The 22,655-nt window shown below is 74.1% G+C and carries 19 protein-coding genes and 3 tRNA genes; 13 read left to right on the top strand and 9 right to left on the bottom strand.

The window, feature by feature from the left end:
* The first annotated feature begins 119 nt into the window (after nucleotides 1-119).
* The 4 genes from ACFVHV_RS01140 to ACFVHV_RS01125 all read left to right on the top strand — a co-directional run bounded on the left by ACFVHV_RS01140 (nucleotide 120) and on the right by ACFVHV_RS01125 (nucleotide 5,981).
* Nucleotides 120-1,127: an SGNH/GDSL hydrolase family protein gene (locus ACFVHV_RS01140; RefSeq protein WP_359902924.1), complete on the top strand. Its 1,008-nt coding sequence runs from the start codon at nucleotides 120-122 to the stop codon at nucleotides 1,125-1,127.
* A gap of 215 nt (nucleotides 1,128-1,342) precedes the next feature.
* On the top strand, nucleotides 1,343-2,653 hold the full coding sequence (locus tag ACFVHV_RS01135) for a deoxyguanosinetriphosphate triphosphohydrolase (protein ID WP_380347976.1): 1,311 nt from the start codon (nucleotides 1,343-1,345) through the stop codon (nucleotides 2,651-2,653).
* Nucleotides 2,654-2,710: 57 nt separating this feature from the next.
* Entirely contained in the window at nucleotides 2,711-4,618 is a 1,908-nt protein-coding gene (dnaG, locus tag ACFVHV_RS01130) for a DNA primase (RefSeq protein ID WP_359902919.1), read from the top strand.
* A gap of 121 nt (nucleotides 4,619-4,739) precedes the next feature.
* A complete protein-coding gene (locus ACFVHV_RS01125) occupies nucleotides 4,740-5,981 on the top strand; it encodes an RNA polymerase sigma factor (protein ID WP_380347974.1) in 1,242 nt (413 codons plus the stop codon).
* Nucleotides 5,982-5,994: 13 nt separating this feature from the next.
* On the opposite strand, the gene ACFVHV_RS01120 is transcribed toward ACFVHV_RS01125, so the two are convergent.
* The 4 genes from ACFVHV_RS01120 to ACFVHV_RS01105 all read right to left on the bottom strand — a co-directional run bounded on the left by ACFVHV_RS01120 (nucleotide 5,995) and on the right by ACFVHV_RS01105 (nucleotide 11,090).
* Nucleotides 5,995-7,245, bottom strand: coding sequence for a DUF2690 domain-containing protein (locus ACFVHV_RS01120; RefSeq protein WP_380347972.1), 1,251 nt, complete (start codon nucleotides 7,243-7,245; stop codon nucleotides 5,995-5,997).
* 397 nt (nucleotides 7,246-7,642) lie between these two features.
* A complete protein-coding gene (locus ACFVHV_RS01115; RefSeq protein WP_380347970.1) occupies nucleotides 7,643-9,046 on the bottom strand; it encodes a glutamate decarboxylase in 1,404 nt (467 codons plus the stop codon).
* A gap of 102 nt (nucleotides 9,047-9,148) precedes the next feature.
* Nucleotides 9,149-10,582 carry an FGGY family carbohydrate kinase gene (locus tag ACFVHV_RS01110; protein WP_359915602.1) on the bottom strand — a complete coding sequence of 478 codons (1,434 nt, stop codon included), beginning with the start codon at nucleotides 10,580-10,582 and terminating at the stop codon, nucleotides 9,149-9,151.
* Between the two features lie 202 nt (nucleotides 10,583-10,784).
* Nucleotides 10,785-11,090 (bottom strand): hypothetical protein, encoded by a 306-nt coding sequence (locus ACFVHV_RS01105; protein ID WP_380347968.1) that lies wholly within the window; start codon nucleotides 11,088-11,090, stop codon nucleotides 10,785-10,787.
* A gap of 229 nt (nucleotides 11,091-11,319) precedes the next feature.
* On the opposite strand from ACFVHV_RS01105, the gene ACFVHV_RS01100 reads away from it, so the two are divergent.
* Nucleotides 11,320-11,392, top strand: a tRNA-Asn gene (locus ACFVHV_RS01100).
* 61 nt (nucleotides 11,393-11,453) lie between these two features.
* Nucleotides 11,454-11,526, top strand: a tRNA-Asn gene (locus ACFVHV_RS01095).
* 166 nt (nucleotides 11,527-11,692) lie between these two features.
* On the opposite strand, the gene ACFVHV_RS01090 is transcribed toward ACFVHV_RS01095, so the two are convergent.
* Together ACFVHV_RS01090 and ACFVHV_RS01085 are read right to left on the bottom strand one after the other, a co-directional pair.
* Nucleotides 11,693-12,439, bottom strand: coding sequence for a trypsin-like peptidase domain-containing protein (locus ACFVHV_RS01090; RefSeq protein ID WP_359915246.1), 747 nt, complete (start codon nucleotides 12,437-12,439; stop codon nucleotides 11,693-11,695).
* Nucleotides 12,440-12,557: 118 nt separating this feature from the next.
* Entirely contained in the window at nucleotides 12,558-13,415 is an 858-nt protein-coding gene (locus ACFVHV_RS01085; RefSeq protein ID WP_380347966.1) for a trypsin-like serine peptidase, read from the bottom strand.
* 189 nt (nucleotides 13,416-13,604) lie between these two features.
* Between ACFVHV_RS01085 and ACFVHV_RS01080 the strand changes: the two genes are divergently transcribed.
* The 5 genes from ACFVHV_RS01080 (at nucleotide 13,605) to ACFVHV_RS01060 (ending at nucleotide 16,930) form a co-directional block, all read left to right on the top strand.
* Nucleotides 13,605-13,678: transfer RNA gene (locus ACFVHV_RS01080), tRNA-Ile, on the top strand.
* 335 nt (nucleotides 13,679-14,013) lie between these two features.
* Nucleotides 14,014-14,961 (top strand): SPFH domain-containing protein, encoded by a 948-nt coding sequence (locus ACFVHV_RS01075; RefSeq protein ID WP_359915250.1) that lies wholly within the window; start codon nucleotides 14,014-14,016, stop codon nucleotides 14,959-14,961.
* Between the two features lie 9 nt (nucleotides 14,962-14,970).
* Nucleotides 14,971-15,198, top strand: coding sequence for a hypothetical protein (locus tag ACFVHV_RS01070; RefSeq protein WP_359915252.1), 228 nt, complete (start codon nucleotides 14,971-14,973; stop codon nucleotides 15,196-15,198).
* 50 nt (nucleotides 15,199-15,248) lie between these two features.
* A complete protein-coding gene (locus ACFVHV_RS01065; RefSeq protein WP_380347964.1) occupies nucleotides 15,249-15,917 on the top strand; it encodes a GPP34 family phosphoprotein in 669 nt (222 codons plus the stop codon).
* Between the two features lie 101 nt (nucleotides 15,918-16,018).
* Nucleotides 16,019-16,930, top strand: a complete 912-nt coding sequence (locus tag ACFVHV_RS01060; protein ID WP_380347962.1) for a 1-aminocyclopropane-1-carboxylate deaminase/D-cysteine desulfhydrase — start codon at nucleotides 16,019-16,021, stop codon at nucleotides 16,928-16,930.
* A gap of 40 nt (nucleotides 16,931-16,970) precedes the next feature.
* Here the strand turns inward: ACFVHV_RS01060 and ACFVHV_RS01055 are convergent, their stop codons facing one another.
* Nucleotides 16,971-18,563, bottom strand: a complete 1,593-nt coding sequence (locus tag ACFVHV_RS01055) for an LCP family protein (protein ID WP_380347960.1) — start codon at nucleotides 18,561-18,563, stop codon at nucleotides 16,971-16,973.
* 119 nt (nucleotides 18,564-18,682) lie between these two features.
* The gene (locus ACFVHV_RS01050) at nucleotides 18,683-19,147 is read right to left on the bottom strand and encodes a MarR family transcriptional regulator (protein WP_359915259.1); all 465 of its coding nucleotides are present in this window, start codon (nucleotides 19,145-19,147) and stop codon (nucleotides 18,683-18,685) included.
* Between the two features lie 137 nt (nucleotides 19,148-19,284).
* Here ACFVHV_RS01050 and ACFVHV_RS01045 point away from each other — a divergent pair, with 137 nt between their 5' ends.
* Together ACFVHV_RS01045 and ACFVHV_RS01040 are read left to right on the top strand one after the other, a co-directional pair.
* Complete coding sequence (locus ACFVHV_RS01045; RefSeq protein ID WP_380347958.1) at nucleotides 19,285-20,313, top strand: NADP-dependent oxidoreductase; 1,029 nt, start codon at nucleotides 19,285-19,287, stop codon at nucleotides 20,311-20,313.
* A 362-nt stretch (nucleotides 20,314-20,675) separates the two neighbouring features.
* Nucleotides 20,676-21,170 (top strand): DUF3145 domain-containing protein, encoded by a 495-nt coding sequence (locus ACFVHV_RS01040; RefSeq protein WP_359913089.1) that lies wholly within the window; start codon nucleotides 20,676-20,678, stop codon nucleotides 21,168-21,170.
* Nucleotides 21,171-21,305: 135 nt separating this feature from the next.
* On the opposite strand, the gene fabF is transcribed toward ACFVHV_RS01040, so the two are convergent.
* A complete protein-coding gene (gene fabF / locus ACFVHV_RS01035; RefSeq protein WP_359913086.1) occupies nucleotides 21,306-22,571 on the bottom strand; it encodes a beta-ketoacyl-ACP synthase II in 1,266 nt (421 codons plus the stop codon).
* Between the last annotated feature and the right edge of the window lie 84 nt (nucleotides 22,572-22,655).

The raw sequence follows: 22,655 nt of genomic DNA, 5'->3' as shown, positions 1-22,655 counted from the left end.
GCGCGGCGATCGGGCGCGGGTGGGAGTGATCGGCCGCGATCGTTCGTTGGCCCCTGGTGTGCCCGGGGGACGGGCCGCCGTAAGGAGCCGACCGTGACCCGTATCCCCGGGGGGAGACCATGCCGAGGACCGCACGCCCGACCATCGCCCTGACCGTCGGACTGGCCGCAGTACTGCTGGCCGGCTGCACCGACAACGCCGGTACCGACCAGCAGGGGAGCGCCGCCGCGGGCGCGACGCCCGCCCGCGCGCAGGCCGGCGGGAACCCGTCGCCGACCGCCGCCCCGCCGCCGACCGGCCCGTACGTCGCGCTCGGCGACTCGTACACGGCCGGGATGAAGCTCCCGCCGCAGGTCGGCGAGCCGGGCGCCTGCTACCGCTCCGGGGCCAACTACCCGTCCCTGGTGGCGAAGGAGCTCTCGCTCGCCGCCGGGCAGTTCAAGGACGTCAGCTGCAGCGGCGCCCGCACCGGGGACCTGACCGGTCCGCAGAAGGTCGCGGACGGCACCAACCCGGCCCAGCTGGACGCGCTGACCGCGGACACCCGGCTGGTCACCCTGGGGATCGGCGGCAACGACGCCGGCTTCATGGAGGTCGTGACCGAGTGCGCCAAGGCCAACCTGGTGGACATCGTCAAGGGCGTGATCACCGACAGTGCCGACCGGATCAGCGAGTCGCCCTGCCGGGACCACTACGCGGCCGGCAGCGGCACCGACGACGTCCAGCGCAAGGTGGAGGCGGCCGGCGACCGGATCGGCCAGGTGCTCCAGGACGTCAAGAAGCGCTCCCCGAAGGCCAGGGTGTACGTGATCGGGTACCCGGGGCTGCTCCCGGCCGACCCGGCGAGCTGCCTGCCGGTGCTCGGCAACGCCGTGGCCGCCTCCGACCTGGGCTTCCTGGTGGAGAAGCAGCAGCAGCTGAACGGCATGCTCAAGAAGCGCGCGGAGGCCGCCGGAGCGGTGTTCGTGGACCTCGCCGGGCCCTCGGCCGGGCACGACATGTGCGCGGGGGAGGACAAGCGCTGGGTGGAGCCGCCCCTGCCGGCCCAGGGGCTGGTGCCGATCCACCCCAACGCCAAGGGGCAGGAGGCGGTGTCCGGCGTGGTCCTGAAGGCGATCAGGGGCTGAGGCCGCCCGGGCCGGTGGAGGTTCGGGACGCAGGGACTCAGGGCGTAGGGGCGTAGACGCGGGGGCGCAGGGGGCGCGCGGGGCTGCGCCGTCCGGGTGGGGTCGACTCGCCGGGGCGGGCACCCGCGCGCCGCGCACCGTTCACGCCCCGGCCCGCGCTCCTTCGCGCGCGGCACACCCCGCGTGTCGGGGGCCCGGCGTACGGTGAAGGGCATATGGACGACACCACGCACCGCCTCGCCGCCCCGATCCCGTACGACCACGCTGCCGAGGCCCGCTGGGTCCCCGAACCCGACAAGCGCCCGGGCCGTACGGCCTTCCAGCGCGACCGTGCCCGGGTGCTGCACTCGGCCGCGCTGCGCCGGCTGGCCGGCACCACCCAGGTGGTCGCCCCGATGCGCAGCGACTTCCCGCGCACCCGGCTCACCCACTCCCTCGAATGCGCCCAGGTCGGGCGGGAGTTGGGGGCCGCCCTGGGCTGCGACCCGGACCTCGTGGAGACCGGTTGCCTGGCCCACGACATCGGCCACCCGCCGTTCGGCCACACCGGCGAGGAGGCCCTCGACCAGGCCGCCGAGGCCTGCGGCGGCTTCGAGGGCAACGCCCAGTCGCTGCGCATCCTGACCCGGCTCGAACCCAAGCGCTTCGCGCCCCAGGAGGAGCAGCCCGCCACCCGGCTCGCCCCCTGGCCGGGCCGCAGCGTCGGCCTCAACCTGAGCCGGGCCGCCCTCGACGCCGCCACCAAGTACCCGTGGACCAAGGGCGCCCACCCCACCGACCCGGCCTCGCCCAAGTACGGCGTCTACGCCGACGACCTGCCGGTCTTCCGCTGGCTGCGGGCCGGCTCCCCGACCGGGCGCAAGTGCTTCGAGGCCACCGTGATGGACTGGTCCGACGACGTGGCCTACTCCACCCACGACGTCGAGGACGGCCTCCAGGCCGGCCACATCGACCCGGCCGCCCTGCGCGCCCCCGGTGAGCGCGCCGAGCTCTTCAAGGTCGCCGAGCGCTACGCCCGGGACGCCGAGCCCCAGGAGCTGTCCGACGCCCTGGACCGGCTGCTCGCCCAGGAGTGGTGGCCTCACTCCTACGACGGCACCGCCCGCGCCCGGGGCGGGCTCAAGGACCTCACCAGCCAGCTGATCGGCCGCTTCTGCCTGGCCGCCGAGCAGGCCACCCGCGCCCGCTACGGCCCCGGCCGGCTCACCCGCTACACCGCCGAGCTGGTGGTGCCGAGGGACGTCCGGCTGGAGTGCGCGGTGCTCAAGGCGGTCGCCGTCCGCTACGTCATGCAGCGCGACGAGCAGGCCCAGCTGCGGGCCCGCCAGCGGATCGTGATCGCCGAGCTGGCGTACGTCCTCACCCAGCGCGCCCCCGAGGGGCTGGACCCGGTGTTCGCCGCCATGTACCGCGAGGCCGAGGACGACCGCGCCGCCCTGCGCACGGTCATCGACCAGATCGCCACCCTCACGGACGCCTCGGCCCTGGCCCTGCACGCCAAGCTGGTCGGCGCCGCCTGGGCGTAGCCGCCCGGAGGCGGCCGCCACGGATCGAATGCCCGGCCGTCCCAGTAGACTTCCGGGGTGGCCGGGCGGATCAGGGACGAAGACGTGCAGGCGGTGCGCAGCGCACTGCCGATCGACGCGGTGGTCGGCGACTACGTACAGCTGACCAACGGTGGCGGTGGCGAGTACAAGGGCGTCTGCCCCTTCCACGACGAGAAGTCCGCCTCCTTCTACGTGAACCCCGCCAAGGGCGTCTTCCACTGCTTCGGCTGCCAGGAGAACGGCGACACCATCGCCTTCCTGATGAAGATCGAGCACTTCACCTTCGCCGAGGCCGTCGAGCGGATGGCCGCCCAGGCCGGCATCACCCTGCGCTACGAGGAGGGCGGCTACAGCCCCCGCCACCAGCAGGGCGAGCGCACCCGGCTGGTCGAGGCGCACAAGGTGGCCGCCGCCTACTACCGGGAGCAGCTGGCCTCGCCGGAGGCGGAGATCGGCCGCCGCTTCCTGGCCGAGCGCGGCTTCGACGAGGAGGCCGCCACGGTCTTCGGCGTCGGCTACGCCCCCGTGGGGTGGGAGCACCTGGTCCGCTACCTGCGCGGCAAGGGCTTCACGGACAAGGAGATCCTGCTGGGCGGCCTCGCCTCGCAGGGCCAGCGCGGCGGCCTGATCGACCGCTTCCGGGGCCGGCTGGTCTGGCCGATCCGGGACATCGCCGGCGAGGTGGTCGGCTTCGGCGCCCGCCGCCTGCGCGAGGACGACAACGGTCCGAAGTACCTCAACACGCCCGAGACCCCGATCTACAAGAAGTCCCACGTGCTGTACGGCATCGACCTGGCGAAGAAGGAGATCGCCAAGTCGGGCCGCGCGGTGGTGGTCGAGGGCTACACCGACGTGATGGCCTGCCACCTGGCCGGGGTCACCTCGGCGGTGGCCACCTGCGGCACCGCCTTCGCCGAGGACCACATCAAGATCATCCGCCGGCTGCTGATGGACACCTCGCAGTACCGGGGCGAGACCGTCTTCACCTTCGACGGCGACGCGGCCGGCCAGAAGGCCGCCCTGCGCGCCTTCGAGGACGACCAGAAGTTCGCCGCCAAGACCTCCATCGCGGTCAGCCCGGGCGGCATGGACCCGTGCGAGCTGCGCCTGGCCCAGGGCGACGAGGCGGTCAAGCACCTGATCGACAACCCGGTCCCGCTCTTCGAGTTCGCGCTGAACTCGGTGGTGGCCCGGCACCGGGTGGACACCCCGGAGGGGCGTTCGGCGGCACTGGAGGAGTCGGCCCCGATCGTCGCCAAGATCAAGGACCGCTCGATCCAGCACGAGTACGCCGTCCGCCTGGCCGGCATGCTCGGCATCCTGGACGAGCAGTTCGTCGTCCGCCGGATCTCCCAGCTGGCCCGCTGGGACCGCGAGCGCCAGCAGAACCCGCGCGGCGCGGCCGCCCAGCGCCGCCCGGAGCAGGCCCAGCCGCAGCGCCCGGCGCAGCCCGCCTTCCGGCTCAACCCGCGCGACCCGGCCCAGTTTGTCGAGCGCGAGCTGCTCAAGCTGGCGCTCCAGCACCCGGACCTGGTCAGTCCGGCCTTCGACCACTACGGCGAGGACGAGTTCCCGACCCCGCCGTACACCGCCGTCCGGCAGGCCATCGCCAAGGCCGGCGGCGCCGCGCACGGGGCCGGCCTGCCCGACTTCACCAGCGCGGTGCGCGAGGCGTCCCCGGACGACCGGGTGCGCTCGCTGGTCACCGAGCTGACCGTCGAGCCGGTGCGCTCGCGCCGCAAGGTGGACGCGATCTACGCGGGGGAGTTCCTGGTCAAGCTGCGCATGCTGGCGGTGGACCGGCGGATCACCGAGGTCCGCGGCTACCTCCAGCGGCTCGGCCCCCGGGCCGAGGCCGAACAGCTTCACGCGGTGCAGACCGAGCTGTGGCAGCTCCAGCAGTACGGGCAGGAGCTGCGCAGCCGGGGTGCGGCCGCTCTCTAGCGTTCGCTCCACAGAAAGTCGGCGCACGAGTCTCGGCCACGGAGCGTGGCGTACCGCACACTGGAGGACGTCCCACCTCCGTACAGCGCGGGTCCGCCAGAGTCGCGCCCGCCCCGAGGGGATGCCCGTGGAGCAAGGCCTCGTCGCAGCGACCACCACCAGTACGGGAACGACGCCCGCCGGACCGGCCGGACCGGCCGGACCGGCCGGTCCGCAGGAGACCGGGGAGCAGGAGACCCATCACGGCCGGGCCCGGGCCGCGCCCCCGGACGGTGCCCGGATCCCCGCCCAGGGCCTGCCGGAGGGCCACCCGGACAGCCCGGTCCCCGAGGCCGTCCCCGAGGCCGTCCCCGAGGCCGAGTTCGGGGCCGGGTCCGGGTCCGAGCCCTCGCCCCTGGCGCGGGCCGGGGCCGAGGACCGGCGGGAGCGCCGGGGGCCCGTCGAGGACACCGGCCCGGCCGCCGACCTGCTGCGCCAGTACCTGCGCGAGATCGGCCGGATCCGCCTGCTCACCGCCGCGGAGGAGGTCGAGCTGGCCCGCCGGGTGGAGGCCGGCATCTTCGCCGAGGAGCGGCTGAACGGCGATCCGCCGCCGCCCGACCCGCTGGCCGGCGAGCTGGACTCCCTGGTGGTGCGGGGCCGGATCGCCAAGCGGCGGCTGATCGAGGCGAACCTGCGGCTGGTGGTCTCCGTCGCCAAGCGCTACGTCGGCCGCGGACTGACCCTGCTGGACCTGGTCCAGGAGGGCAACCTGGGACTGATCCGGGCGGTGGAGAAGTTCGACTACACCCGCGGCTTCAAGTTCTCCACGTACGCGACCTGGTGGATCCGGCAGGCGATGAGCCGGGCGCTGGCCGACCAGGCCCGGACGATCCGGGTGCCGGTGCACGTGGTCGAGCTGATCAACCGGGTGGTCCGGGCCAAGCGCGGCCTGCTCCAGGAGCGCGGCCTGGAACCGACGGCGGCCGAGATCGCCGCCGCCCTGGAGCTGACCGAGGAGCGGGTGCGCGAGCTGCTGCGGCTGGCCCAGGAGCCGATCTCGCTGCACACGCCGGTCGGCGAGGAGGAGGACGTCGCGCTCGGGGACCTGATCGAGGACGCCGACGCCGCCTCGCCCGCCGAGTCCGCGACCTTCCTGCTGCTGCGCCAGCACCTGGAGGCGGTCCTGGCCACCCTGGGGGAGCGGGAGCGCCAGGTGGTCCAGCTCCGCTACGGGCTGGACGACGGCCGCCCGCGCACGCTGGAGGAGATCGGCGCGGTGTTCGGTGTGACCCGGGAGCGGATCCGCCAGATCGAGTCGAAGACCCTGGTCAAGCTCCGCGACCACGCCGGCGCGGAGCAGCTGCGCGGCTACCTCGACTAGCGGCCGGTCGTGGTCAGGACGGACCGGCCGACTCGGTCGGAGCGGCGGCCGGTGCTGCCGGCCCGGTCGGTGCCGTCGGTGCCGGCGGGTCGACGGGTGCCGGCGGGTCGACGGGTGCCGACGGGTCGGCCGGTGTGGCCGGGGCCGGAGTCGTGGGCGCTCCCGCGCCGGTGCCCGGCGGGGGAGAGGCGGGACCGATCGGGATCGGGGTGGAGGCCACCACCATGGCCAGGTCGGAGACCACCCCGGTGCAGTCGTGGCCGGCCGGCTGGTAGCCGCAGACCTGGAAGGTGACGGTCGGGTCCGCCGCGTTCAGCATCGCCGAGTAGTTGTCGTAGCCCCAGTGGATGAGCGCCGTCTCGGCGTCGCCGGCGCTGTCGCTGATCGTCGCGTAGTCCTTCGGCTCGCCCTCGGTGATGGCCGCCCAGGCCGCCCGGCAGGTCTGGCTGTACCGGAGGTAGACGACCACCTTGCCGATCACCTGGGTCTGCAGGGTCCGGGCGTCCTTGCCGCAGCCGGTGGTCTTCGGGTCCTTGTGCGCGCAGCCGACGGCCTGACAGGCCGGGGCGCCCGGGGCGGGCTTGGCGCTGGGGGAGGTGCCGGCGTCGGCCGTCGCGGCGGGCCGGTCGGCCGCCGAGGCCTGCCCGTCGTGCCGGCTGATCCGCAGGCCCACCAGCACCAGCAGCAGCGCCAGCACGGCCGCGCCGGAGAGCAGCGCCGCCGGACGCCGCCACCAGACGAGGGGGGCGGGCCCGGACTCCTGCCCGGTCACCGGCGCCTCGCCGGCGGCCGGTTCAGGGGCGGTGGTCTCCTCGGGGGCGGGGCTTTCGGCCGCGGGCTCCTCGGGGCCCGGGGGTTCGTCAGCGACGGCCGGCCGCTGCGGGCCCCGGCCGTCGCGCTCCTCGGCGACCGCCGCGCCCGCGCCCGCGTTCGCGCCCGCGCCGGAGCCCGCGTCCGGGCCGGAGCCCGCGTCCGGGCCCGTGACCGGCGCCGCGGCCTCCGGCCCCGCCACCGCCCGCCGCCACAGCGCCCGCAGCGCGGCCGCGTCGCAGTCGACCGTCCCGACCAGCGCGTCCAGCGCCTGCTCGGTGACGACCCGTTTGCCGTTGAGCCAGCGCTCCCAGGAGGCGCGGCTGTAGTGGGTCCGGGCGGCCAGTTCGGACAGTGACAGTCCGGCGGTGTCCTTGATGGCCCGGAGCTCCTCCGCCAGGCGTCTGGCGGGCTCGGACAGCTCCTCGGGCAGCTGCTTCCAGGCGGAACCCAACGCGGGCGCTCCAAACTCGAGAAACGGGGACGGGGAACGGGTGAGCGGCAGGTCCCGGCCCGGGCCGTTCGGCGTCTCCGCTTCTCCAACCTGATCGGCCTGGCGTCCCAAACCCCAGGTCATGGCGCTGAGACGGACGGAAGTGTCTCACAACCCCCGGAGACGCTCGAACATTCACGTGGTCATCGTGCAGAGTTCTCTGGCCGGTGCGGTTCACCCGTCGGTGGAACCGTTCGGACGCCGATCGATCACCCGTCGGTCCGCACCCGTTCCCGGCCCCCACCGGACCGGGGCAGCCTCGCGGGGGGAGGCTGCCCCGGCCCGCCGGGATGCTCCGGCGGGGAGGGCGCTTCGCTGCGCCCTCCCCGCCGTGACGTTCTCCCGGGTGTGCGGAGGGTCAGTGGTGGAAGCCCGAGCGGGGCGGCACCCCGAGCTGCTGGAGCGGGACGGGCTGGCGCCGCAGTTCCGGCAGCAGCCGGTCGAGGTCGGCCAGCAGCAGGTCGGCGAGGTCCCGCGAGAAGCCGTTGCGGCAGACCACCCGGAGCACCGACAGGTCCTCCCGGTTGGCCGGGAAGGCGTACGCGGGCACCTGCCAGCCGCGTTCGCGCAGCCGCCGCGAGACGTCGAACACGTCGAACGGGACGTCCCCTTCGGTGGTGAAGGCGAACACCGGCAGCTGGTCGCCCCGGGTCAGCAGCCGGAAGCCGTCCAGCTTCCCGATCCGCCCGGAGAGGTAGGTGGCGACCTCGCGGCAGGCGCCCTGGACGGCCCGGAAGCCCTCCCGGCCGAGCCGCAGGAAGATGTAGTACTGGGCGACCACCTCGGCGCCGGGCCGGGAGAAGTTGAGGGCGAAGGTCGGCATCTCGCCGCCCAGGTAGTTGACCCGGAAGACCAGTTCCTCCGGCAGTGCCTCCTTGTCGCGCCAGAGCGCCCAGCCCACCCCGGGGTACACCAGGCCGTACTTGTGGCCGGAGGTGTTGATCGAGGCGACCCGGGGCAGCCGGAAGTCCCAGGACAGGTCCGGGTCGAGGAAGGGCGCCACCATGCCGCCGGAGGCGCCGTCCACGTGCACCGGGACGTCGGCGCCGGTGCGCTCCTGGAGGGCGTCCAGGGCCGCGCAGATCTCCGCGACCGGCTCGTACGAGCCGTCGAAGGTGGAGCCGAGCACGGCGACCACACCGATGGTGTTCTCGTCGCACAGCGCGACCGCCCGCTCGGCGTCCAGGTGGAAGCGGTCGCCCTCCATCGGCGCGGTGCGGGTCTCGACCTCCCAGAAGTTGCAGAACTTCTCCCAGCAGACCTGCACGTTGACGCCCATCACCAGGTTGGGCCGGGCCCCGGCGGCGTAGCGGTCGGGGTTGCGCCGCATCCAGCGGCGCTTGAGCGCCATGCCGGCCAGCATGCAGGCCTCGCTGGAGCCGGTGGTGGAGCAGCCGACGGCGGTGTCCGGGTCGGGGGCGTGCCAGAGGTCGGCGAGGATCGCCACGCAGCGCCGCTCCAGTTCGGCGGTCTGCGGGTACTCGTCCTTGTCGATCATGTTCTTGTCGAGGCACTCGGTCATCAGCCGGGTGGCCTGGGCGTCCATCGAGGTGGTGACGAAGGTCGCCAGGTTGAGCTTCGCGTTGCCGTCCAGCATCAGCTCGTCGTGGATCAGCTGGTAGGTGGTCTCGGCCGCGACCGGGCCCTCGCCGAGCCGGTGCAGCGGCGGGGCCAGTTTCATCGCGCCCAACGGGTCGGCGACGGTCGGGTACGGGCCGATGCTCAGCCGGCGGTCGCCGCCGGCTCCCTTGTGCAGCGCCATGGCGTCCTGCCGCCTTCCGCGTCGGTGGCCGTGTCCCGTTCCACGCTGCCACCGCGCGCCGGGTGCCGCATCCGCACGGCCGTCACCGCCCCCGGGCCGGGGTCAGGCCGCCGCCTCCGGGTGCATCTGGTCGCGGGCGGCCCGGTACTGCTGACGCACCGCCGAGCCGATCGCCAGGTCCTGCTCCCCGTCGGGCTCGACGGTCTCGGCGTCCGGCAGCTCCCACTCCGGCGGCTCCGGGGTGCCCGCCAGCGCCCACGCGGCCTGCCGGGCGGCCCCGCGGGCGGCGTGGGCGCCCGGTGGCGGCACCACGACCGGGACGCCGAACAGCATCGGGGCGACGTGCCGGACGGCGGGCAGCCGCCCGGCCGTGCCGAGCAGGAACACCCGCTTCACCGCGACGCCCCGGGCGCGCAGCACGTCGAGGGCGTCGGCGATGTTGCACAGCATGCCCTCGACGGCGGCCCGGGCCAGGTGCTGAGGGGTCATCGCCTCGGCCCGCAGCCCGGTCAGGGTGCCGGCCGCGTGCGGCAGCGCGGGGGTGCGTTCGCCGTCCAGGTAGGGCAGCAGCACCAGGCCGTAGGCGCCGGGGGAGGAGTGCAGGGCGAGGTCGCTCAGGCCCTCCAGGTCCCGGCCGAGCAGGGCGGCGGTGGAGCGCAGCACCTCGGCGGCGTTGAGGGTGGCGACCATCGGCAGGTGCCGGCCGCTGGCGTCGGCGAAGGAGGAGACCAGGCCGGAGGCGTCCACCACGGCCTCCTCGTGCACCGCGAAGATCGTTCCGGCGCTGCCGAGGGAGACCACCGCGTCGCCCGGGCCGAGGCCCAGGCCCAGCGCGGCGGCCATGTTGTCCCCGGTTCCGGCCGAGATCAGCAGGCCCTCGGGGGTGTGCCCGGCGGGCTCGGCCGGGGGCAGGACGTCGGGCAGCCTGAGCTCGTGGCCGAGCGCCAGCTCGACCAGGTCCTGCCGGTACTCGCCGGTGATCGGCGACCAGTAGCCGGTGCCGGAGGCGTCGCCGCGGTCGGTGGTGCGGCGCTTGGGGTGGCCGAGCAGCTGCCAGACCAGCCAGTCGTGCGGCAGCAGCACCTCGGCGATCCGACGGGCGTTGGCCGGCTCGAACTCGGCCAGCCAGCGCAGCTTGGCGATGGTGTACGTGGGGGCGGGCACGGCGCCGATCGCGGCGGTCCAGGCGGCCGGGCCGCCGAAGGCGTCCAGCAGCTTGGCGGCGGCCCCGCTGGAGCGCGGGTCGTTCCACAGGAGCGCCGGGCGTACCTGTACCCCGCCCGCGTCCAGGCCGATCATCCCGTGCTGCTGGGCGCTGACGCCGATCGCCCGGACGCCCTCCAGCAGGCCGCCGGTCGCGGCGTCGCCGAGCGAGTGCAGCCAGACCTGGGGGTCGGCCTCGCCCGGGCGCAGGTCCTGGTCCTCGGGGACGGGGTGGGGCGCCTTGCCGGAGCGCAGGACGGCGCCGGTGTCGGCGTCGCACGCGACGATCCGGGTGCGGTTGGTCGAGCTGTCTATCCCCGCGACGATGGCCATGCCGAGATCATGCCTCAGCCCGGCCCGGGACGCGTCCGGGCCGGGTGGGACGTTGCGGGTTCGCGACCGCGCGTTGGGGTTCGCTTGGGTCCGGCGTCACCGTCCCGTCACCGACGGGGGGTAGCCGCCGGGCCGTGTGCCGCGCCACACACGGCCCGGGCCAGTGGCGCACGGGGGTCACCGGCGGGCCGGCCGCCGCCCGTCACGGGCGGAAGGTGCCCCAGCCGTCGTCCTCCGCCCGGGAGCGGTTGAAGTACGGCACCCGGTCGGTGACGGCGTTCGGCAGCCGGTCGCCGACCCGGTCCGCGACCGCGCCGGCCGCCCTCCCGGCCACCGCCCCGGCCTGCTGCCGGGCCCGGTCGGTCGCGCCCTGGACCGTGGGGTTCCGGGCGACCTGCCGGGTGACCCTGGCGATCTGTTCGTAGCGCCGGCGCCCGGCTCGCGAGCCGAGGACGTAGCCGGCCGCGAAACCCGCGGCCAACGACAGCTTCCACATGGTCGGATCCACCCTCTCCTGGCGGCTTCTGCCGCATTGCCCTACCCGTCCGTCGGGACGGCGAACCGTCCGCGCCCCAGCATCCCCGGCCCCGTCGCCGGGCGCGCGCGGGGCACGCCGGGCGGCAACCCGGGGGCAAGCCGGGAAAGCGATTGGCGGACCACCCCCCCGAGTGCGCTAATGTATGTCCCGCAGCGAGCGCCGAGGAGCCCGGGAGACCGGGGGCCGAGGCGGGAGCCGATCCCCCATAGCTCAATTGGCAGAGCAGCCGACTGTTAATCGGCAGGTTATTGGTTCGAGTCCAATTGGGGGAGCTCGGGAGAAGGTCCTTCGGGTCCTGCTTCCCGTCCGTGGTATGGAAGTCGAGTACCGCGATCCCGCATAGCTCAATTGGCAGAGCAGCCGACTGTTAATCGGCAGGTTATTGGTTCGAGTCCAATTGCGGGAGCTGCACCGGGTCCGCCCGGTGACTGCTCAGAGCGAAGGCCCCTCGGTCGACCGGGGGGCCTTCGTGTTGTCGTCGTCCGGTCCCGCGGCGTGACGTACGCGACACCGCCCGGCTTCCCCCGGATCCGCCCGTGCGTCCGGTTCCGGTCCCGCGGTCGCCTTCCGGGTCAGGCGGTCGCCTTCCGGTAGAGGTCGGCGACCCGCTGGTCGAAGGTGACGCTGTACGAGGTGCCGGGGGTTTCCCCGCCCTCCTGGTAGCCGCCGATCACGCCGATCACCGTGCCGTTCGCGGCGACCCACGGGCTGCCGCTGGTGCCGTCGGTGTAGCCGCCGCAGTCGAAGCGCTCCTGGGTGGCGCTCTGCGAGCTAGTCCGGACGGCACAGGTGATCGGCTCGTCGCTCTCGTTCGGGTAGCCGGTGACGGCGACGGACAGGCCGAAGCCCTGGCCGGTGCCGATCGGATTGCCGCCGACCGCGTCCTCGACCTGCCGGCCGTCGACCGTGCCCACCGTGACGAAGGCCACGTCGTACTCGGGGTCGTCGCCGGCCGCCCAGCGCGGGTCGACGGTGATCGCCTGTACCGGCCAAGTCCCGTACGGCGTGGACCCGTTGCGGTAGCCGGGGGTGAACACCAGACCGTCCAGCAGGCCGATCCGGCGGGTCTGCACGCAGTGCGCCGCGGTGACCAGCAGATTGCGCCGGGGGCTCTGCACCACGCTCGCGGTGCAGGCGCGCGGGCCCTGGGCGGTGCGGATGGAGAGGGTGCCGATCCGGTCCCGGGCGGGGCTCTGCTGCGCGACCTCGGCGGTCGGCGCCCCGTCCTGCCCGCCGCACGCGGTGCCGGCGGCCAGCAGCAGGGCGGCCAGCGCGGCCGTTCGTGCCGTGCGCGGGGGCCGCGGCGGGCGGGAGGCCATCGGGGCTCCGTCTCGTTCCTCGGGGCGGGCACCGGGGCCGTGCGTTCCGCCGTTCGTGAGGAAGATCTACCAGGCCGTGCCCGGCGGCGCCACCGCCGCGTGTCGGGTCCGCCGCGGGTCAGCCGGTGGCGCGGTCGTACAGGGCCTGGACGCGGTCGCCGAAGTAACTGCTGTACGAGGTGTCCGGGCTGTTGCCGCCCTCCTGGTAGCCGCCGATCACGCCGACCACGGTGCCGGTCCTGGTGGCCGGGTCGAAGTCGGTGACCCACGGGCTGCCGCTGGTGCCGCCGGTGTAGTCGGGGCAGTCGATCCGCAGCTGGGTGGGGCTCTGCCGGTCGGTGGTGTTGGAGCAGGTGATCGGGACGCCGCTGCTGCTCGGGTAGCCGGTGATCTTCACCGGGAGCCGGTAGCCGCGGTTGACGCCCAGTCGGTTGGCGCCGAGCACCTGCTGGACCTGCCGGCCGTCCTGCGCCTGGACGACCGCGAAGGCGACGTCCATGTCCGGGTCGGCGTGGTCGTTCCAGTCGTCGTCCACGGTGACGGCCAGCAGCGGCCAGACGCCGCTGGGGGTGTCGCCGTCGCGGTAGCCGGGGACGAAGACCAGATCGCCGCGCCGCCCGAGCCGCGGGTCCCAGACGCAGTGGGCGGCGGTGACGACGAGGTTGAGCCCGGCACTGTCGACCACACTGGCGGTGCAGAAGTGGTCGCCGTCGGCGTTGCGGGTGAACACCGCGCCGACCAGGCCGTTGAGCACGGTGGGCTTGGCGGTGCGGGTGACCCCGGTGTGCCGGCCGGCCGCTCCCCTGAGCCGCTGCCGGTTCCAGCCGTGGCTGTCGACGGAGGCGGAGGAGGCGGTGGGAGGTGCCGAGGTGACGGTGGGGGTGCCCCCGCCCGGGCCCGCCGCGGTGGTGCAGCCGGCCGCGGCCAGCACCAGCGCGAGCGTCGCGGCCGCCGCCCCCGTCCCACGAGTCGTCATCCGCCCAGGCTGCACCGAACGGGTGCCCCGCCGCCACCCGGGCTGCGCCGCCCGGGAGGCGCGTACCGTCGCGCACCCAGCTGCGCCCCCGGCGCGCACCACGGGTGATCGACCGGCTATGCTGCCCGGGACGGCCTCGCTGGGGCCGTCTGCTGCTGCCGTGCCGACGACCGGCGCGTGCGGCGAACCGGGGCGGTAGCTCAGCCGGTTAGAGCAGGGGACTCATAATCCCTTGGTCGTGGGTTCGAGTCCCACCCGCCCCACCTTCTCGATGTGCGACGAGTGTCGTACGACCCTTCGCGGGCGGGCCGCCGAGCCGGCGCCCGCCGCCTTCCCACCGCCTGCGACGTCGCAGAGTCTAGGCCGCGGCCGCCCCCTTCCCCGTGTGGCGCGCCGGAATTCACCCACCCGTGGGCATCGGCCCGGGCCGTCCCCGACGGTCGTGCGCCGCCGCTCGGCGGCCGTTCCTTCCCCGTTCCCGTCGCCGCTGGGCGGCCGTCCGTTCCCCTGTTCCGGTCGCCGGCCCCTGGCGCGGTGCGGCAAAAAAGTGATATCACTTTGACATCGGATGCGGATGCTCGCAGAAGGAGTCGCTCCCATGACCACACCGCCTTTCGCCGTCGAGGACGGCCCCGCGCTGGACCTCCCGGTCCCCAGGATCACCGAACGGGTCATCACCGGGGCGGCCGGCCTGCCGGTGCTCGGCGGCGCACTGTTCGGCCTGCTCGCCGGGGTCGGCTCGGTCATCGCCGGCGCGGCCCAACTGTCCTCGAAGACCAGCGGGTTGGGCATCGCCCTGGTGATCGTCGGGCCGCTGCTGCTGCTCGGCTCGCTGCTGACGACGTTCGGGCTGACGGTGGTCTCGCCCGGTCAGGCCCGGGTGGTCCAGCTGCTCGGGCGCTACCGGGGCACCATCCGCGCCGAGGGCCTGACCTGGCTGAACCCGTTCACCAACCGCCGGCACATATCGCTGCGGATCCGCAACCACGAGACCGAGACCACCAAGGTCAACGACGCGGACGGCAACCCGATCGAGATCGCCGCCGTGGTGGTCTGGCAGGTCGAGGACACCGCGATGGCGCTCTTCGAGGTGGACGACTACGCCGACTTCGTCGCCATCCAGACCGAGACGGCCGTGCGGCACATCGCCACCAGCTACCCGTACGACGCCCACCACGAGGGCCAGTTGTCGCTGCGCGACGGTGCGGACGAGATCGCCCGCAAGCTCTCCGCCGAGATCTCCGCCCGGGTCGCCGCGGCCGGGGTGCGGGTCGTCGAGTCCCGGATCACCAGGCTCGCGTACGCTCCGGAGGTCGCCCAGGTGATGCTCCAGCGTCAGCAGGCCGGGGCCGTGGTGGCGGCGCGCAGGCTGATCGTCGAGGGCGCCGTCGGTATGGTCGAGGAGGCGCTGGAACGGCTCGCCGAACGCGATGTCGTGGAGCTGGACGAGGAGCGCAAGGCCGCCATGGTGAGCAACCTCCTGGTGGTGCTCTGCGGCGACCGCGGCACCCAGCCCGTCGTGAACACGGGCTCCCTCTACCAGTAAGGCGAGGCCTTGGCGACGGAACGGAAGAAGCTCCTGTTGCGACTGGACCCTTCAGTTCACGACGCGCTCGCCCGATGGGCCGCGGACGACCTGCGCAGCACCAACGCGCAGATCGAGTTCCTGCTCCGCCGCGCCCTCACCGACGCGGGGCGGATGCCCGGCGGCGCGGCCCGGCTTCCCCGGCGCGGACGCCCGCCCAAGGAGGACCCGGAGAGCGGCGGTCCCGGCGGGGACTGACCGCGGCGGCCCGGGCCACCCACAGATCCTCCAGATCCCGGGAGAACGAGATGGACCTGCCTGCCAACCTGCCCGAGAAGCTGTACCTGCTCGCCCACGACCCGCGGCGCGGGCGGACCACCCAGCACTCCTCGCTCAACCTGCTGCTGCAGGCGGCGGCGCTGACCGAGCTGTTGCGCCGGGGCCTGCTGTACGAGGAGGGCCGCAAGGCCGTCGCCCGGGTCCGCGGCGGCGCCGCCGAGGACGGCCTCGACCCGTACAGTGCCGACCTGTTGGGCCGGATCAGGGCCTCCCGGCCGCACAGCTGGAGCTCGTGGGTCGGCCGTGCCAGGAGCACCGGGCGCGACCAGCCGATCCGCCGGGTCCGGGACGGCCTGGCGGAATCCGGCCGGATCACCCTCCGGCCGCACCGGGTGGCCGGCCTGTTCCCGGTGACCCTGGTCACCGTGCACGACCCCGGGGTCCGCAAGGCGCTGGAGGCCCGCGTCACCGGGGCTCTGACGGGCCCGTTCAGCCGGGTCGACCCGGCCGACGCGGCGCTGACCGCCCTGGTGGCGGCGGGGAAGCTCCGTACGGTGCTCGGCTCCAGGGAGCGCCGGGAGCACCGCGGCCGGATCGCGAAGCTGGCCCCGGCGGCCGGCCCGGTCCCGCGCGCGCTCGGTACCGCCCTGGCCTGGCGGACGGCGGGCCACGCGGCGGAGAGCGCGGCCCTGGGCTGACGGACCGTCCACGGGGGTGACGGTCCGTCCGCGGGGCCACGGAGCCCGGCCGCCCGTCCGGCGGCCGGGCTCCCGGCCGTCCGGGCCCGTAAGCTGGCCGGATGCTCGAACCCGCCCTGCTGCCGACCCCGCTGGTGGACTGCGCCGACGAGGCCTTCGCCCGGGCCGGGGTGGAGCTGCGGCTGAAGCGGGACGACCTGCTGCACCCGACCGTCCCCGGCAACAAGTGGCGCAAGCTGGCGCCCAACCTGGCCGCCGCCGTGGAGCAGGGCCACACCCGGCTGCTGACCTTCGGCGGCGCCTACTCGACCCACCTGCGGGCCGTCGCGGCCGCCGCCGGGGCGCTCGGGCTGGAGAGCGTCGGGCTGGTGCGCGGCGAGGAACTGGCCGACCGGCCGCGCAACTGGTCCCTGCGGGCCGCCGAGGCGGCCGGGATGCGGCTGGAGTTCCTGACCCGGGCCGAGTACCGGGAGGCCACCGGCCGGGCCGAGGGGGAGCACGGCACGGACGCGCCGCTCCGTCGCTGGGGCCGCTGCCTGGTGCTCCCGGAGGGCGGCTCCAACGCCCTGGCCGCCGTCGGCGCGGCCGCGATCCCGGCCGAACTGCCCGGTCTCGGCGAGCGCGACGTGGTCTGCTGCCCGGTCGGCACCGGCGGCACCCTGGCCGGTATCGCGGCCGGTCTGCCGGCGGGCGCGCGGGCGCTCGGGGTGGCCGTGCTGCGCGGCGGCGAGGGCTACCTGGAGGCGGAGGTCGCCCGGCTGCACCGGGCCGCCTACGGGCGCGGGTTCGGCAACTGGCGGATCGACCACGGGCACCACGGCGGCGGCTACGGCAGGGTCCCGGCCGAGCTGGCCGACTTCGCCGAGCGCTTCGAGCGCCGCCACGGGATCGCGCTGGAGCGCCGTTACGTCGCCAAGCTGCTCGCCGCGCTGGCGGACCTGGCGGGGGCGGGCGCCTTCCCCCGCGGCACCCGTCTCACCGCCGTCGTCACCGGGCTGCCGGACCCGCAGTAGCGGCCGGTCGGCTCGCGGCCCACGGTCGGCAGTCGGTCGGTCAGCCGAAGGTCAGGTTGGCGCACGGGTCGGTGTCGGCGTTGCGGGTGTTCTCCGCTATGCCGGTGGGGATGCCACCCGGGACGCCGCTCGGGACTCCGCTCGGGGCGGTGCCCGGGACGCCGCTCGGGGTGGTGCCCGGGACGGTGCCGGGGGTGGCTCCCGCCGCGGCACCGGCCGGGGCACCGGGCTCCGGGCTCGGGGCGGTCACCGGGTCGATCCGGGGGCCGGCCGCGCGGAAGTCGGGGCCGAGGGTGACGGTGATCGCCTCCGAGCCGGGCTCCTCGACCGCCCTGGCGCCGGGGAAGAGCGCCACGACCTGGTCGGCGGTGGCCTTCAGCGCGGGGTCGTAGGAGATCTGGGTGGCCTGCTGGCCGGGGGTGTTCTGGCCGAGCGCGACGTTCCGGAAGCCGCGCGCCTTGAGCGTCTCGGCGCCGGAGCCGGCCAGGCCGGGCGTGCCGACCCCGTTGACCACGGTGATCGGCGCCGCGCTCTGCTCCGGGGTGAGCGGAGTGAGCGGGGTGCCGGGGGCGGTGCCCGGGTCGGTGCTGGGGGAGGAGGTCACCTGGCCCGTCCCGGAGGTGCTCTGCCCGTCCAGGGTGCGGTCCTCGCGCAGCAGCTTCCAGAGGGCGTCGGCGTCCGGCTGCACCAGCCGTATTCGGTCGCCGGCGAAGCGCCAGGGCGCGGTGACGAAGGAGACGTCGGAGAGCTTGATGTCCTGGATCGAACGGGCGAAGTCCACCAGCTTCATCGCGGTGCCCAGCCCCTCGTCCACGGTGAGCGACTTGGTGGCCGCGTCGGCCAGCGGCAGCAGGGTGGGCAGTGAGAAGCCCTGGCCCTGGACCTTCTTGATCATCGAGGAGAGGAAGGCCTGCTGACGCTTCATCCGACCGATGTCGGAGTTGTCGCCGATCCCGTGGCGCGTCCGCAGGTAGTCCACCGCGGACTGTCCGGAGAGCTTCTGGAGGCCCTTCTTGAGGTGTATGCCGTACTGGTTGACGTCGTTGGGCACGCAGGCCTCCACGCCGCCCACGGCGTCGGACATCGCGGCCGCGCCCTTGAAGTCGACCACGACGGTGTGGTCGATCCGCAGCCCGGTGAGCTTCTCCACGGTGTTCTGGGTGCAGGCCGGGTTGCCCTTCTCGGCGAGGCCCACGGTGAAGGCGGAGTTGAACATCTGGTCGGTCTTCGGCGTCGTCCAGGTGCCGTTCGGCAGCTTGCAGGACGGGATGGTGACCAGGGTGTCGCGGGGGATCGAGACGCCGACGGCGTGCTTGTGGTCGGCGTAGACGTGCACCAGGATCGCGGTGTCCGAGTGGCCGACGCCCTCGTCGCCGCCGCCCAGCGAGTCGTTGCCCTCGTCGCGGGTGTCCGAGCCGAGCAGCAGCACGTTGACCGGGACGGAGGCGCCCGGGCTGGCCGGGACGGGGGCCGGCGGGCGCTCGGTGGCGACGCCGCCGGAGTCGAAGGTGGTGATGTTGTTGTCCAGCCGGTGGTAGAACCAGGCTCCGGCGCCCACGACCGACAGCACCAGTACGGCGGCCAGGCCGATGGCGGTCCGCAGGTAGCGGCGCCGACGCGTGCTGCTGCTCATCCTCCGTGCCCCCCGTCTTCAGGTCTCTCGCGTTCGATGTTCGAACGTTAGACGTTCCGGGAGGCTTTTCGGTTACCCCCCTGGGGCCTGCGGAAGGCCCCCGGGTGCTGTGATGCTGATCACGCGCCGGGGCCGGAGGCGCCCGCGAGCATCCGCCGGAGCAGGTCGCGCAGCGCCGTCCGCTCGTCCGGGCCGAGCGCGGCCAGTGGCTCGCGGGCGAAGTTCAGCGATTCGCGCAGTTCCTCGGAGGCGGCCGAGCCGGTGCCGGTGGCGGCGACCAGCTTGACCCGGCGGTCGTGCCGGTCGGCTTCACGGGTCACGAAGCCGCGGGATTCGAGCCGGTCGACGATCCCGGTGATGTTGGAGGGCTCGCAGCTGAGCGTCTGGGCGATCTGGCGCATCGGCATCGGGCCGCGCCGCAGCAGCGCGAGCACCTTGGCCTGGGCGCCGGTGAGCGAGCGGGCGGCGGCGGCCTCCTCGTACTCGCGGTGGAACAGTGCGACCAGGTTGGCCATCAGGTCGACGACCTCGCGGGTGATCTCGTCGGGCTGCGGCGCGGCGTCCTGGATCGACTGGGTGTCCATGGTCGACAGTCTACCTGAAAAGTTGACAACGTGAACCTTTCATGCCCATCGTTACTTCAGTTGCTCAACCTTTCAGGTACCGAAACCGCACCTGAACCACACCTGAACCCGCAGCCGAACCGCAAGGAGCGCCCCCGATGGCAGAGCAGGCCGCCGCCCCCGCGACCGCCCGTGAATGGCACCTCGCCGCCCGCCCGCAGGGCTGGCCGGTGCCGACCGACTTCGCCCTGGTCGAGGCCCCGGTCCGGGCCCCCGGCCCGGGCGAGATCCTGGTCCGCAACGCCTACCTCTCGGTGGACCCGTACATGAGGGGCCGGATGAACGACGTGAAGTCGTACGTCCCGCCGTTCCAGCTGGGCCGGGCCATGGACGGCGGTGCGGTCGGCTACGTCGTCGCCTCCGGGGCCGAGGGCTTCGCCCCGGGCGACGCGGTGCTGCACGGGCTCGGCTGGCGCGAGTACGCGACCCTGGACGCCGGGCGCGCGGTCAAGGTCGACCCGGCCGCCGCCCCGCTCTCCGCCTACCTCGGCGTGCTCGGCATGCCCGGCCTGACCGCCTACGCCGGCCTGCTCGCCGTCGGCGCCCTGAAGGAGGGCGACAAGGTCTTCGTCTCCGGCGCGGCCGGCGCGGTCGGCTCGCTGGTCGGGCAGATCGCCAGGCTCAAGGGCGCCTCGCTGGTGGTCGGTTCGGCCGGCTCGGCGCAGAAGGTGGCCGGGCTGGTGGACGAGTACGGCTTCGACGCGGCCTTCAACTACAAGGACGCCCCGGTCGCCGAGCAGCTCGCCGAGGCCGCCCCGGACGGCATCGACCTCTACTTCGACAACGTCGGCGGCGACCACCTGGAGGCCGCGATCGGCGCGCTGAACGTGCACGGCCGCGCGGTGCTCTGCGGTGCCATCGCCCAGTACAACGACACCGCCGCACCCGCCGCCCCGCGCAACCTCGCGCTCGCCATCGGCAAGCGGCTGCGCCTGGAGGGCATGCTGGTGGGCGACCACGCCGGGCTCCAGCCGCAGTTCGTCGCGGAGGTGGCCGGCTGGCTGAAGTCCGGTGAACTGCGCACCGAGGAGACCGTGGTGGACGGTTTCGAGAACGCCGCCGAGGCCTTCCTCGATCTGCTGCGCGGCGTCAACACCGGCAAGATGGTCGTCCGCCTGGACGGCTGACGCGCCGTCAGGTCGTCGACCGCCCCGCCGCCCGCACCGGGCGGCGGGGCGGTCGGGCATCGGCGGTGCGCGCTCGGGCGCGGGCGTCGCGGCCGCACTACCGCATTCCGGCCGGATCCGAAAGTGCGTCATCCATCCTGTGGTGCCGCGCGGTACGGTGGTCCCGCCGGCGATGGGGCCGTTCGGGGGAGAGATCCGGCCGAGGGGTAGACCTCGTTGAGGATTCGACTAGCATTGAGCGAAAGCCTGTCCGTTTTGCTCAATTTAGTAGCTTAATGTCGGCTAACGTGAGTAACTGCGGATCAACTGCAGGCACGAGGCAGCTGGGGAAGGCGACCCTCGTCCACAGCCTGGAGGTCCCGGTGACGACACGTGGAGTTCTGTACATCCACACCGCGCCCCGCGCGCTGTGCCCGCACGTCGAGTGGGCCGTCGCGGGGGTGCTCGGTGTGCGGGTGAGCCTGGACTGGATCCGCCAGCCGGCCGCACCCGGGCATTGGCGTGCCGAGCTCTCCTGGCAGGGGGAGCCCGGTACGGCTTCGAAGCTCGCCTCCGCGCTGCGCGGCTGGCAGCTGATGCGGTACGAGGTGACCAGCGAGCCCTGCGCCACGGCGGAGGGGGAGCGGTACAGCAGCACGCCCTCGCTCGGCATCTTCCACGCCGTCACGGGCATCCACGGCGACATCCTGATCCCCGAGGACCGGTTGCGCGCCGTCCTGCTGCGCGCCCGCAGCGAGGGGGCCGACCTGGAGGCCGAGATCGCCCGGCTGCTCGGCAAGCCCTGGGACGACGAGCTTGAGCCGTTCCGGTACGCGGGCGAGGGCGCGCCGGTGCGCTGGCTGCACCAGGTGGTCTGAGGCCGCCCCGCACGGACCGGACGGGCACGACGAAGGGGCCGGCGGCCACGGCGGTGAACGAGACCGACGACCACGGTTACCCCGTGACGAAGGGGCCGGCGCTCTCCTTGAGCGCCGGCCCCTTCGTCGTGGGCGTCAGCGGGTGCGGAAGGCCAGCACCACGTTGTGGCCGCCGAAGCCGAACGAGTTGTTCAGCGCGGCGATCCGGCCCTCGGGCAGCTTGCGGGCCTCGTCGCGGACGATGTCGGCGTCCACGTCGTCGTCCAGCTCGTCCACGTTGATGGTCGGCGGGGCGATCCGGTGGTACAGGGCCAGCACGGTGGCGACGGTCTCGATGCCGCCGGCGCCGCCCAGCAGGTGGCCGGTCATCGACTTGGTGGCCGAGACCGCGATGTGGTCGAGGTCGTCGCCCAGCTCCTTGCGCAGCGCCTTCAGCTCGGCGGTGTCGCCCTGGGGGGTCGAGGTGGCGTGCGCGTTGACGTGCACGATCTCGGCCTTGTCCAGCTCGTTGCGCTCGAACAGGTCGGCCAGCGCGCGGGCCACGCCGGCGCCGGTCGGCTCGGGCTGCGCGATGTGGTGGGCGTCCGAGGACAGGCCCTGGCCCACGGCCTCGCAGTAGATCCGGGCGCCGCGCGCCTCGGCGTGCTCGACCGACTCCAGCACGACCACGCCGGCACCCTCGCCCAGCACGAAGCCGTCGCGGGCCTTGTCGTAGGGGCGGGACGCGCGCTGGGGGTCGTCGTTCTTCTTGGACATCGCCATCATGTTGGCGAACGCGGCGATCGGCAGCGGGTGGATCGCCGCCTCGGTGCCGCCGGCCACCACGACGTCGGCGCGGCCGGTACGGATCATCTCGATCGCGTAGCCGATCGCCTCGGCGCCGGAGGCACAGGCGGAGACGGGGGTGTGCACGCCCGCGCGGGCGCCGACCTCCAGACCGACGTTGGCCGCCGGGGAGTTGGGCATCAGCATCGGGACGGTGTGCGGGGAGACCTTGCGGGCGCCCTTCTCCTTCAGCACGTCGTACTGGTCGAGGAGCGTGGTCACGCCGCCGATGCCGGAGGCGATCACGGCGCCCAGGCGCTCGGGGGCGAGCTTGGAGGACTCGTCGGTGGCGGGGGTCTCGTAGCCGGCGTCGGCCCAGGCCTCGCGGGCGGCGATCAGCGCGAACTGCGCCGAGCGGTCCAGCTTGCGGGCCAGCGGGCGGGGCAGGATCTCGCCCGGCTCGACGGCGGTCCTCGCCGCGATCTTCACCGGCAGGTCCTCGGCCCACTCCTCGGTCAGGGCCGCCACGCCGGACCGACCGGCGACCAGGTTCTCCCAGGTGCTGGCGGCGTCGGCGCCCAGCGGCGTGAAGGCGCCGATACCCGTGACGACCACGGTGCGGTTTTCAGCGGTCACTGGTTTCTTCTTCTCTCACGTGTGCGGGGGGTCGGCGGCGTGCCGAGGAAGGGCCCGGCCGGGCGCCCCGAGTGGGGGCGTCCC

Source organism: Kitasatospora sp. NPDC127116 (assembly GCF_042677365.1).
Taxonomy (GTDB): Bacteria; Actinomycetota; Actinomycetes; order Streptomycetales; family Streptomycetaceae; genus Kitasatospora; species Kitasatospora lactacystinica.
This window is presented reverse-complemented; position numbering and strand designations above follow the sequence as displayed.